This is a genomic window from Terriglobales bacterium (assembly GCA_035487355.1).
Classification (GTDB): domain Bacteria; phylum Acidobacteriota; class Terriglobia; order Terriglobales; family Acidobacteriaceae; genus QIAW01.
This window is the reverse complement of sequence record DATHMF010000040.1, coordinates 1-12,306: the sequence shown is the minus strand read 5'-3', so window position 1 is coordinate 12,306 and position 12,306 is coordinate 1. Positions and strand designations below refer to the sequence as shown.

Annotated in this window: 13 protein-coding genes; 5 read left to right on the top strand and 8 right to left on the bottom strand. The window is 55.1% G+C overall.

Features of this window, described 5'->3' with window-relative positions; translation table 11 throughout:
* The 5 genes from VK738_09235 to VK738_09215 form a co-directional block, all read right to left on the bottom strand.
* Positions 1–392 (bottom strand): SPFH domain-containing protein (locus VK738_09235; GenBank protein ID HTD22824.1); only part of this gene is annotated, 392 nt, incomplete at its 3' end.
* 488 nt (positions 393–880) lie between these two features.
* The gene (locus VK738_09230) at positions 881–1,642 is read right to left on the bottom strand and encodes an ATP-binding cassette domain-containing protein (GenBank protein HTD22823.1); all 762 of its coding nucleotides are present in this window, start codon (positions 1,640–1,642) and stop codon (positions 881–883) included.
* Entirely contained in the window at positions 1,639–2,229 is a 591-nt protein-coding gene (locus VK738_09225) for a molybdenum cofactor guanylyltransferase (GenBank protein HTD22822.1), read from the bottom strand. The genes VK738_09230 and VK738_09225 overlap by 4 nt, the downstream gene beginning before the upstream one ends.
* Positions 2,230–2,267: 38 nt before the next feature.
* Complete coding sequence (locus VK738_09220; GenBank protein ID HTD22821.1) at positions 2,268–4,274, bottom strand: glycoside hydrolase family 3 C-terminal domain-containing protein; 2,007 nt, start codon at positions 4,272–4,274, stop codon at positions 2,268–2,270.
* Positions 4,275–4,676: 402 nt separating this feature from the next.
* Positions 4,677–5,867, bottom strand: coding sequence for an amidohydrolase family protein (locus VK738_09215; GenBank protein ID HTD22820.1), 1,191 nt, complete (start codon positions 5,865–5,867; stop codon positions 4,677–4,679).
* A 204-nt stretch (positions 5,868–6,071) separates the two neighbouring features.
* Between VK738_09215 and VK738_09210 the strand changes: the two genes are divergently transcribed.
* Positions 6,072–7,112, top strand: a complete 1,041-nt coding sequence (locus tag VK738_09210; protein HTD22819.1) for a potassium channel protein — start codon at positions 6,072–6,074, stop codon at positions 7,110–7,112.
* Positions 7,113–7,141: 29 nt separating this feature from the next.
* Here VK738_09210 and VK738_09205 read toward each other — a convergent pair whose 3' ends face one another.
* Positions 7,142–7,753 carry a macro domain-containing protein gene (locus VK738_09205; protein HTD22818.1) on the bottom strand — a complete coding sequence of 204 codons (612 nt, stop codon included), beginning with the start codon at positions 7,751–7,753 and terminating at the stop codon, positions 7,142–7,144.
* Between the two features lie 93 nt (positions 7,754–7,846).
* Positions 7,847–8,197 (bottom strand): hypothetical protein, encoded by a 351-nt coding sequence (locus tag VK738_09200; GenBank protein ID HTD22817.1) that lies wholly within the window; start codon positions 8,195–8,197, stop codon positions 7,847–7,849.
* 241 nt (positions 8,198–8,438) lie between these two features.
* Here VK738_09200 and VK738_09195 point away from each other — a divergent pair, with 241 nt between their 5' ends.
* The 3 genes from VK738_09195 (at position 8,439) to VK738_09185 (ending at position 11,387) form a co-directional block, all read left to right on the top strand.
* Positions 8,439–9,515 carry a BON domain-containing protein gene (locus tag VK738_09195; GenBank protein HTD22816.1) on the top strand — a complete coding sequence of 359 codons (1,077 nt, stop codon included), beginning with the start codon at positions 8,439–8,441 and terminating at the stop codon, positions 9,513–9,515.
* Between the two features lie 190 nt (positions 9,516–9,705).
* A complete protein-coding gene (locus VK738_09190; GenBank protein ID HTD22815.1) occupies positions 9,706–10,665 on the top strand; it encodes a prepilin peptidase in 960 nt (319 codons plus the stop codon).
* 140 nt (positions 10,666–10,805) lie between these two features.
* On the top strand, positions 10,806–11,387 hold the full coding sequence (locus VK738_09185) for a hypothetical protein (GenBank protein HTD22814.1): 582 nt from the start codon (positions 10,806–10,808) through the stop codon (positions 11,385–11,387).
* Here VK738_09185 and VK738_09180 read toward each other — a convergent pair.
* Positions 11,384–11,899, bottom strand: coding sequence for a DUF1569 domain-containing protein (locus VK738_09180; protein HTD22813.1), 516 nt, complete (start codon positions 11,897–11,899; stop codon positions 11,384–11,386). The two genes, VK738_09185 and VK738_09180, sit on opposite strands and share 4 nt — an antisense overlap.
* Before the next feature lie 91 nt (positions 11,900–11,990).
* On the opposite strand from VK738_09180, the gene VK738_09175 reads away from it, so the two are divergent.
* The coding region (locus tag VK738_09175) for a hypothetical protein (protein ID HTD22812.1) at positions 11,991–12,306 on the top strand (316 nt) is incomplete at its 3' end.

The following is a 12,306-nucleotide window of genomic DNA, read 5'->3' as shown; positions in this document are numbered from 1 at the left end:
TCCAGGTTCATTTTGGGAACGTTGGAGCGTACGGAGTCGAAAACATAGGAAGTAATCTGGTCGCCGGGGGATTGCAGCTTGTAATAAGCCGCATAAACCTTGCTCTGGATCACCTGGTATTGCACCGAGACCATGACTTTAACGAAGACGTTATCCATGGTCTTGGTTTCCACCTCGACTTTGAACTGTTGCACGCGCAGGTTGACCCGGCCGGCAACCAGCTCAATCCAGGGGAACTTGAAATGCAACCCTGGATCGGCAACGCGCACGAACTTGCCGAAGCGCTGGACCACGGCGGCCTGGGCTGTATCCACGGTGTAAAGACCGCTAAGAAAAGTGCCGATGAGGAAAAGGATGACAACCCCCCATCCGATTAAAGTCCCGATATCCATATTTGCACCCCAGGTGAAATGAATTTGAACTGTCGGTAAGCGGATCAGTCTAACCCAGCAGAACAGGTTTTGCCTTAACAATTATGGCTTTTTTAACCTCAGGCGGTTGATGCCCTTTCGTAAATAATGTGCTACCCACAAAAGAACCCGGGGCTAAAGCCCACAATTCTACGAACTTTTACCCCCGGCTAAAGCCGGGGGCTCCCACCGATGCGCGCACAGCGCGCATCAAAGGCTGGGGACACGACCCTTCGCCCAGGATCCTCCTAGAAATGCCTTGATGCAGCCTAGTAGAAATGCCTTGATGCAGCCTAGACAAACGAGGCATTCTCGGGGTGCTTCGACTCGGGCATTCGCCCTCGCTCAGCATGACATTCTTTAGCACATGACATTCTTTAGAACATGACATTCTTTAGAAAGTGATAATTGTCTACGGATGCCAACAGAGCCAGACAGCTTTTAATCAGGACAGAATTTTTCCGCTGCGGTTATGCCGGCAGCTTGAGTTCATCGAGCCTCAAGAACTCCTGCAGCACGGGATGCGAGCTGTGCTCCCACTCTGAGAGCGGCCCAAAGAAGATGGCTTTGCCTTCGTGCAGAAAGACAACGCGGTCAGCAAGCTTCTGGGCCAGGCGCATGTCGTGTGTGACCACGATGCTGGTCAGCTTGAGCTGGTATTTGAGCTTCTGGATCAGGTCTCCCAGCAGTTGCGCCATGAGGGGATCAACCATGGTCGTGGGCTCATCGTAGAGAATGGCCTCGGGCTGCGCCGCCAGGGCGCGGGCAATGGCCACTGACCGCTTCATGCCCGTGGAAAGATCGGAGGGGAACAGGTCGCGCATGCCTTTTACTCCCACCATTTCCAGAAGGCCATCCACGATCTGGTAGGTTTGTTCTTCATCCAGATCGCCCCGCTCGCGCAGGGGGAAGGCCACGTTTTCGCCGACGGTGAGGGAATCGAACAATGCACCGTTTTGAAAGACCATGGTGACTTTTTTGCGGATGGATTCCATCTCTTGTTCGGTGTAGTCCGTGATGTCCTCGTAGGCCACGATGACGCGACCGGAGTCGGGTTTGAGGAAGCCCATGATGTGGTGCAGCGAGACCGATTTACCCACGCCGCTGCGTCCCAGGATGAAGACCGTCTCTCCCGGCAACACGTCGAAGCTGACGTCATCGAGGACCACGTGCGATCCGAACGCCTTGGTGACGTTCTTGAATTCGACATAAGGTTGCGGCCGCAGCTTCATGGGAGCCTCTGTTGCGCTAAATTAAAGTCCTGGGGCGTATTTAGATTATCGAATATCCGCAGAGAAAATCCAGCCTGAAGGATTTCTGCCTCCTCCACGGGGCGAACCGGTACCTCGGCAAACAAGGAGTCTATCTTGTAGCGCTTTTCACGCAATGCCTTTTCCGCAGCTTCGGCAAAAGCTTTGCGATAAAGCGCGCACAGCGGCTGCCAGCCGCGGGCGGCGCGAGGGACGACGGCCAGGACCGAATCGACTTCGCCTTCAGTCTTAGGCTGGGCTTGGCGCAGCAGATAACGCAGGAAACCTGCTTCTACAAAAGGCAAATCCACGGCCAGAACCAGGTTCCACTCAGATTGGGATGACTGCAATGCGGCATGAATGCCGCCCAAGGGACCGCAATCGGGAAAAATATCTTCTATGGCCTCAGCTCCAAATTTTTCTCGGGGGCCGCAAGTGTAAACCGCGTCGGCGACCAATTTTGCAACGCCGACCGCGCGCTCCAGCAAGGTCGTGTCTCCGAATTTGAGAAAGGCCTTGTCGGCGCCCATGCGCGTACTTTTTCCGCCCGCCAGTACAAATGCAGTCACCACGGCGAGAGTGTAACAAATTACAAAGCTGCGATCGCTTACCGAACGCGCACAGTAGTATCCAGTTTGATGTCCTTGGAAGAGCTGCCAATCATCAACTTCACGGGCTCTGCTTCAACCTTGAACTGAAGCTGCTTCTCATCCCAGAAGGCGAGTGTTGAAGCCTTCAGTGGAATTTGTACGGTCCTGGTCTCGTTCGGCTTCAAGGTCACGCGCTGGAACCCCTTGAGTTCCTCGCCTGGGCGCTCCACCCTGGACTTGAGGTGCTTCACATAGAGCTGTATTACTTCATCTCCGGTCCGGCTCCCCGTGTTGGTCACGTCCACGCTGACCGTAATCGTGCCATCGCTCGCCAGTTCCTCAGAGCTTGTTTTCAGATTCGCGTAGCTGAAGGTGGTATAGCTCAAGCCATAGCCGAATGGGTAGAGCGGGTCTCCCTTGAAGTACATGTAGGTGCGACCGTGGCGAATGTCGTAATCCATCATTGCAGGCAACTGATCGATTGACTTTGGCCAGGTTGTCACCAGGTGACCACCTGGGTTGTAATCCCCAAAGAGAACCCTGGCAAGTGCGGTGCCTTCATCCTGTGAGGAGTGGGCCATGTGCAGGATCGCCGGAATATTCGACTGCGTCCAGTTGATGGCAAATGGGAAGCTGGAGACCAGGATCACCACGGTCTTCGGGTTGACCGTATACACCTGCTTGACGAGTTGTTCCTGTGCGAGCGTGATGCTCTCGCGATCGCGTCCTTCGCGCCCGTCGCTCGGCACCGTGCATGGAAAAGTGTTCCCGCCATCGGGGGAGGTGTGCCAATCGTGCGCCATGTCGGGACCGCAGGTGGGATCATTGCCAATCACTACAACCGCCACATCGGACGACTGAGCGGCATGCACGGCAGCGTTGCCGATCTCATCCGCAGCATAGTTGACCTTGACTTCGGGGCCGACTTCATTCCTGATTCCATCGAGCGGCGTAATCGCATGTGGAGGCGTGCCGCCATACCAATCCCAATGCACTGAGTCGGCAAGCGGTCCAATGACGGCGATCGACTTGATAGAGTCTTTCTTTAGCGGCAGAAACGCATCCGTATTCTTCAGCAGCACCACCGATTCCAGCGCCATCTTCTCCGAGACGGCCTTATCCTTCTCTGTGTTCCAGGGCTCTGGCGAATCCTTGATGTTCGAATATGGCACCATTTCCCGCGGGTCGAGCAGCCCCAACCGCAACGTGATGCGGAACTTCGGGCGAAGCAGATCGTCGATCTCCGCTTCAGTCACCAATCCATCTTTAACGGCTGCCTTGGTCTCTTCAATATAAGTGTCAAGAAATTGATTGATCCCGGCTTTTAGGCAGGCCACCACAGCCTGTTGCTGATTGGCAAAGCGCTTGTGTGAAGTCACAAGCTGCTTCACAGCTCCACCATCGCTGGAGAGCACATCCACGCCCCACTGTTTCTGGACGATGCTCTTCAGAATCGGATTGATCGCCATCGGCGTGCCGTTCCAGGCGTTATACGAGGCCATTACTCCCTTGGCCCCGCCCTCCAGAAAGCCCATGCGAAACGGAACCGAGTAGTATTCCCAGAACAGGCGCTGGTCGAAGTCGGAAGACGAGCTGGTGCGGAAGTTCTCATTACTGTTCGCGAGAAAGTGCTTCAGCAGCGCCGCGGATTGCCAATACTTGGGGTCGTCTCCCTGCAGCCCCTTGGCAAAGGCCACAACCATGGTTCCGTTGAAGAACGGATCTTCGCCATAGACCTCTTCGCTCCGGCCCCAACGCGGATCTCGTGCAAGATCGGCCTGCGGTCCCCACAGCATCAGCATCTGGCGATTGTACTTCTCGGTCTGCGTGATGAACCGCGCCTCGTAACCTTCGACGCCGCCAGCCTGACGTACCAGCTCGGGATCCCACGACTCCCCCATGCCGGGCGGCTGCGGGAATTGCGTTGTGGTGATGGCGGGACGTCCGGCTCTGCCACCGCCTCGCTGAACGACACCGTGGATCCCTTCAGAGTTGCCAAAACTCGGAACGCCGAGACGAGGCACTCCGGTCCTGATTCCAAGACAATCAATTTTTTCGTCGAGCGTCATGAGCGAAAGGAGGTTGTCGATCCTCTTCTCGGCCGGCAGAGCTGGATCCCTAAAGGGTTGGGAAGCTTGCTGTGCCATCGCGGGAGCTAGCGCTAGCACGAGAAGGCTGAATAGGCTTGAAAGTCGCTTCATCATCGTGGTCTGCTACGCCTCAACTTTCTGTCATGGTTACGCGTGAATCGGCCGGAATTTCACACACCGAGCGCGTTCTGCAAAACGCACCAAGGCTACCACACTTCCAGCGGTGGGAACTCCGAAGCATGCGGGCATAACAATCCCCACACGCGCTCTACGCTTGTGTGGGCCACCCCGGTTGTTTGGGCCACCGCCAATATAATTTTGGGGCTTCTTGGATTTTCACTTCTCCGAGTAGATGACGTTCCCGCCTCGGATGGTGTAGCGCACTTTGGAAAATGCTATGGCATCCTGCGCAGGATCCGCCTGTAGAACAACGAGGTCGCCATCCATCCCTTTCGCGATGCGTCCACTATGAGCCGAGTCACCGAAGCGCTGGGCAGGATTCGTGGTAAGCGAAGCAAGGATTTGCTGGAAACTCATGCCAGCCCGGGACATCCACGTGTATTCTTCTGAAGTGTCGAACCGTTCGATATAGCCGACGTCAGTGCCGAACAGGATTTGCCCTCCTGCTTGAGAGAAAGCCTTTAGTTGTTGGGCTGCCTTGCCCATGCCTTTCTTGAGTTCATCAGGGTCGCTGCCCTTGTATTCGACTTCCCACAAAGTGAGCGTGGGAGTAAGAGCCATGTTGGCCGCCTTCAGGCGTTCGGCAAAAGCCGGACTCCAGAGATCATCGGCCGGGGTGGTGTGGGCAAGAATATCGACCCCGCTCTGAACGGCTACTTCGATTCCTTGATCGTTAGACACGTGGGCAAAAACAGGTTTTCCGGCGCGGTGAGACTCGGTGACGATCGCACGAGCCAGGTCCAGAGGCATGGTCAAGATGCCATCTTGCTCGATGGAATTTGCAAAAATCTTGATGCCGTCGGCGCCGTCGCGGATTTGCCGGCGCACTCGCTCCGTCGCTTGCCTGGTGGATTCGACTTCGGGAATGTTGATGTGATTGGCTTCGAGGAACCCCCTGACGTAAATGGGCGTTCCACCTTTCATCCAGAACGGCTCCCCGACGGTGAGAATCCTCGGCCCTTTCACTTCGCCGCTTTCTATACGACGGCGGATGAGAGTCGTGTTGTCCAGCAAAGACGCGATGTCAAAGACCGTAGTAAATCCCCAGCGCGTGAGCATCTCCTGGAGTTGCGAATCAATCTTCTCCGGCGAAAGCTTTTCTGCATGGAGCAGCCCCGGCGTAAGGATATGTACATGGCTGTTCCAGAAACCTGCGGTCACAACCAAGCCCTTGCAGTCAATGACTTCCGCCTGGCGCGGGATTTTGACGGTAGCGCTGGGCCCGACGGCAAGAATGTGGCCGTCGTGTATAAGGATTGTGCCATTTTCGATTGGCCGTTCCGCCGGCGAAGGATAAATCTTTGCTCCAACTACGGCGAGGTCACTCGCGCGGGTGAGGTCACACACAAGAAATACCCATAGTAAGAGAGCTAGACTGAAGCGGATTCGCATATTTGCAATATACGCTCTCAGCAGAGCGATTGTTCCAAAGCAACCAATCATCGGTCCGCTTACCGGAAACTGAGCTATTCCCTTCGATTCGCACGGACTTCGAATCCTTCCCTTCCGTGCTACAATCGCCGGTATTTCCCACCCAGGAATACTCTATCGATGGAACTCAGGCGCAGGCTTTTATATGCAGTGATCTTGTTGGTTGTGGTCACCACGCTCAGCGTGACGGGATATCTCTGGCTGGGCGGTCCTAACGTCACCTTCTTACAGGCCCTGTACATGGCGGTGATTACGCTCGCCGGCGTGGGTTATGGGGAGATTGTAGACACCAGCCATAACCCCCTGCTGCGAATTTTTAATATGTTCGTGGTGCTGGTGGGGGTGACGATCACGGTGTACGTGTTTTCCTCGGTAACCGCCTTCCTGGTGGAGGGCGAGATCACCAACATTTTCTGGAGACGCAGAATGCACAAGAAAATCAGCGAACTCAAAGACCATTACGTGGTTTGCGGCCTGGGCACCACCGGCCGGCATGCCGTGGAGGAGCTCCAGAAATCGGGCACGCCGTTCGTGGTGATCGAGATGCACGAGGAAAATATTCAGCGGTTGCGCGAGCACAAAGCCCTGGACATGGCCAACCTGCTTTACATCATCGGCGATGCCACCGATGACGATGTACTGACTGAGGCCGGCGTTGGCCGGGCGCGCGGGCTGATTGTGGCGCTCTCCGCCGATAAGGACAACCTGGTCATTATTGTCATGGTGCGGCAGATGAATCCTAAGATCCGCGTTGTGGCGCGCTGCACCGATCCTAAATTTTCAGACAAGATGCTGAAGGCTGGGGCGAATTCCACGGTCTCTCCGAATCATATCGGCGGGTTGCGCATGGCGAGCGAGATGCTGCGGCCCAATGTGGTCAGCTTTCTTGATCTGATGCTCAAAGAGCAGTCGCGCACGCTGCGCGTGGAAGAAGTTGAGGTGGGTGGCGCCTCAGCGTGGGTAGGAAAGACGCTCGGCCAGCTCGATTTACGTACCGCTTACAATCTGCTGCCCATGGCGGTCAAACGGCCTGCCAGCGCAGCCGACAGCAATTACCACGTTAATCCGCCGGATTCGCTCACTATCGAAAAAGGAATGATTCTCATTGTCATTGGAGAGGTGAAAGACCTGCAGCGCGTGCGGCAGGAGGCAAATGTCTGATGCAGTTCGCTGGTGTGGAATCTTATTACTTAAGATCTAATTACAGTGGGTGCTTCTAGCTCATGCGGCGGGAAGGCGAGGCCGCGGTGGTACGCTTGGCGTATTTTGTTGGCAGCTAGAGCTACATCAAGCCCACCAACGCCTGTTCCCAAGCCTGGCATTAGTATCCTGCGAACCGGCTCATTGAGTGTCGCACCGTTATAGGCCCTGACCGAACTGAATATCGCAAATGCCGCTCGATAGACTCGGTTGGGGCTGGCCAAGTCTTGCGCAGTGCGAAAGGTCGGAGAAAAAATTACTGCTGGATGATTACTATCTCCTTTTTCAATCCACACTACGGCTCCGATGGGCAATCTCCTTGATGGACGTAAAAGGATGTATTGCTGCAGCCGACTCTCAAGGGACGTATACCAAGTCCGAAGTTGCAGGTCCAAGCCCGCGCCCATGTCACCGTAACAGTTTGTCGGTGACACGATCACTCCCGGTTCAGCGGCAAGAATATTCCCAATGGTAAATCGAACAGCTCCTGGCCACTTCCGCCCAAAAGACACAGCAAGCGCATTCACAACCTCGGGATTCTCATCCACAAAAACCGTTTCAAAGGTTCGCTCTGAAACGTGATTTTTATCTTGTTCACTCATAAAGCGAAATCAGCAATTTTAAAAACAGATTTTGTGAAATCTAAAAAAGGCGAGACTCCTCGAACAAAGCTGAAGGAGAAGAATACTAAACGCTTAGTTAATTTTCAGGGAGACAATTCTGCCGGCGGCATCCAACTCGAGTTGAGCGGGGGCGCGCAGCACGGTATCACCATTGGTTCCCGGCAGAACGATAAACATGCGCGAATCCACGTAGCTGGCGTTCTGTTCCTGGCGCAAAAACTTCATAGCCTGGTCGTTGCGAACGGACTTGGGCACCATGAACGTGAGATCGGCAAGCTCTCCGTTTTCTGAGACGGAAAAAGCCACTTCCACGGCCACGCTGGAGTGGATTTCATCGTCATCCACCACCGGCTTGAATTGCAGCTCGTACTGGAAGCTGCCGTCTTCCGGATCGAAAGTGCCGCGTTTTACATTAATAGACATGAATCGTAAGAGAACGTTTTAACACAGAACCGAGCCAGTGACCAGTTCACTTTTTTTATTGCTGACATCCAAAAAAACTTGCAATTTGCAGTAAACCGAAGTAAACCATTGCCAGTCAGATAGTTGGAGAATCAGCCCAAAAAGGCCGCAGAGCAAGGCAATCAAAAACCGCTGCATTGCATCTAAATAGTCTGCGCCACGATTTTAACCGGACTTTAACCGACGACGAGGGAGCGATTTTATGAAGGCAAAAATATTCCTTTATCCCATGAGCGCGATTGTATTGCTGGCACTGCTAACAGGCTGCGACCGTTTTGGCACCCGCAGCGACGCGCAAGTCGCCAGCGATGTGCAAAGCAAGATTAACGCGGACGCCAATGTCCCCAACAAACAGCTCGGCGTTACCTCAGACCACGGCGTGGTAACACTCTCCGGAACCGCCAATAGCGATATGGAGCGTACGGCGGCAGCGAACGATGCCGGCCAGGTCCAGGGTGTAAAGACCGTAGTCAACAACATTCAGGTGCTCTCGGCGGCGAACCAACCGCCTGTGACACCCATGAGCGACAACCCCGCCGCCTCCGTGAATCCGCCGGCGGATACGACGTCTTCAAATCCGGGCACAAGCCCTACGCGGTTGCGCCATCGGTCTCCGAGCAAGCCCCGGCCCGACAGCGCATATACTGATACCTCCAATTCCGGGTCATCCACGCCGAACACTACGAATACGGCAAGCACGTCGGCGCCGGCCTATACGCCTCCGCCACCACCGCAGCCGGTCACGGTAGCTGAGGGTACGATGCTCGCGGTGAGCCTGATTGATCCTCTCAGCTCAGAGTCGAATAAAACCGGGGAAACTTTCCGTGCTTCCCTCGAAACCCCACTCGTGGGAGATGACGGCCGGGTTGCTGTTCCTGCCGGCGCGGACATTGAAGGCCGCATCGTAGACGCGAAGCCTTCTACTCACTTCTCGGGCAGCTCGAACCTGGCGCTTGAATTGACGCGTATCACGGTCGGCGGCAAATCTTATGACATCGCCACGAACCAATGGGCGAAGAAGGGGGCGGGGCGCGGGACACGTAGTGCTGAAACCATTGGCGGCGGTGCAGCAGTGGGCGCACTGATCGGCGGATTGATTGGCGGCGGTAAGGGTGCAGCCATTGGCGCCGGTGCAGGCGGAGCCGCAGGAACCGGTGTGCAGGCAGCCACGCATGGAGAGGCAATAAAACTGCCCTCGGAAACACGCCTGGATTTCCGGCTGGCAAGCCCAGTTACAGTAACTCCGGTTGCCAGCGTAAGACGGCAACCTGTCCAGTAAACGACTTTTTTGCTCAATAGCCCCTCCGGGGACGCAAAGTTTGCGTCCCCTATTTTTTTGGGCTGGGTGAGTGCTCGCGCGCGCGAATTTTTTGCGAGAGTAGAAAGCCTTGTTTTGGCTGCGAAGCCTTCAGCGTAAAGACGTTATAATCACTTGCGTTCCATCCAATTTGGAAGGGCAGACTTAAAGCGTGACCGCAGCGGACTGGCAGCAATTCACCCCCATCATCATTCTCGGATTATTTTTTCTCGGGCTGATCTTCGGCAGCTTCCTCAATGTATGCATCTATCGCATGCCGCAGGGTCTTTCGGTCGTAAAGCCGCGTTCGGCCTGTCCGCAATGCAAGGCGGCCATTCGCGCTTACGACAATATCCCGGTCCTGAGCTGGATTTTGCTCCGAGGACGTTGCCGGGACTGCAAAGCCGCCATCTCACCGCGTTATGCAATTGTTGAATTGCTGACGGCCGCGCTCTTTACAGCAAGCTTCCTGCACTTTGGATTCACGCTGGAAACCGCCAAGGCCTGCGTTCTGTCTTTTCTTCTCACCGGATTGATTCTTACCGACGCCGATTGTCATCTGCTGCCCGATGGTCTCACGCTCCCGGGCCTTGCCCTGGGACTCGGGTTTTCTTTGCTTGTACCGGTGGATAACTTTTTCTCGCAGATGCTGCCTCTTTCCCTGTGGCGTGGAATTTCCCCTGAAGTTTCCTGGCGTCTGGCCTCGTTGCTGGATTCCTTCATGGGAGCGGCCCTGGGGGCGGCCTTCATCTATGGCGCCGGCTTTGTGTACTTGAAATGGAAGGGCATTGAAGGCATGGGCTTTGGCGACGTCAAGCTGATGGCGATGATTGGCAGCTTTCTCGGCATGCGCATGACAATTCTCATCATTTTCCTGGCAGCCATGTCAGGCGCGGTCTTCGGGCTCACCATCATGCTCGTGGTTTGGCGGAAGCGCCTACGCCGCCGTCTGCAGCGCGGTAAAGAGCCTGCCGCAATCGCGCGCCAGCGGGCCTGGCGATCGGCTTCGCTGCTTTACCGGCAATATGAGATACCGTTTGGCTCTTTTCTGGGCAGCGTAGGGCTGCTGATGCTTTTCTACGGAGACACTATGGTTCGCTGGTATATGAGGCTCTACGGAATTTACTATTGAGGGGCCCCTCCCACGGTACATTGGCCTCTCGAACGGCACCCATTGACCCTCTGGCTTCCAACCAGAATTGCGGTGAATTTAGGCCATTTCGACAGTAAAATAGATATCCTGCGGCCATTGCTGCGGACAGGGTGAATTTCATGAAACGCAATTTGCTTTTACTGCTTGCAGGTTCAATTCTGATGTTGTTGCTGGCGCCGGCTATCGTTGCTCAGAACCAGCCCTCCCTCGGGGAGGTAGCGCGCCTGGCACGCCGTCACAAGCCTGCTCCTGCACCCGGCGAACGTGTCTACGATAACGATAATTTGCCAGGCAAGGCTATTGTCAACACGGTTGGCCCGCCCCCAACTTCCGATCAAGCCGCCTCAGACCAATCCGCTTCGAGTGACGCCAATAAAGAGAAGTCTGCCGTGCCTTCCAATGACGAGCAAAAGAAGATTAATGGCGACTGGACCGGCAAGATTACGCAGCAGAAAGAGGAAATCTCCCGCTTGGAACGTGAACTCAACGTACTGCAGCGCGAGAGCAAGATCAACGCCTCGGTCAACGCCGCTGACCTAGGCACTCGCCTGGGTAATAATGCCAAATACGCCGAACAAGACCGCCAGTACCAGGAACAGATTGCCGCCAAGCAAAAGGCAGTAGACGACGCCAAACAAAAGCTCTTAGACATGCAAGAAGAAGCCCGCAAATCCGGCGTTCCTGCCTCCGCGCGCGATTAATTTTTCCCCTGTATCCGTGCGCGCAAAGCTTGAATCTGCTTCATGTGGTGCAGACAATGGATCCGGTGAAACTTCCGCCACTGGCACAAATTAATCGGCCCTAACACCGGATGCGCCAAAACAATGGCCTTGGCTCCGAAGCGCTGCTCGCAATCACTGATTACCTTATCCATTTCGCACAGGTTGGCTTGAATCTGGTTCAGAATGTGCTCGGGATTAGCGCCGCGCGGCGTAACCTGTTTAGGCGCTTTGCGTCCTTCCGGGAAGTATCCCAATCCGACCAACACGAGAACGGAAAGACGCTCTTTCAGCGTCGCCGGACGAACGTTGGGTGCATCGCTCTGCAAAACCCTGCGCATTCCTTTTGCTGTTCCGGAGTAGGACAGCGCGAGGTGCTCGAGGACCTCGGCTGAAGACCACTTCCCTTCCGGATGCCAGACCAATTCATCGGTACTCATGCCCGCTGTTGCCCGTTCAATCGCCGCACGCACGGTTTCGCACTCAGAATGCATACAGTTCTTCCAGCATGATTTAATATACCTTTTAATACTTTCTTAATATTTACGCATACAATTTTATTCTCGCGAGGTTCTCATTTTGTTGATGAAACTGCTCAAGCTGGGGCTGGTGGTGATTGTGGTCGTGGTTGCGGCACTCACCGGCTGTTCCTCCAAAAAAACGGCTGGCACCCAGGGTCCTGTGCCTTCCCCGACGCCGAAGCCCACCGTAACAGAGACCGGACGCATAGCTTTTCAGAATATGTACATTCAGGCCCATCTTTGGGCACCCGATGCCCAGGGGTATCTGGAAGAATCGCAGCCAACCATGGAAGTTACCGGGATTGATGGAAAATCTGCCGTCTGGAGCGCCCGCTTTGGATCACGCACCAGAGGCGCGGCAAAGGCCTATGCATGGTCGG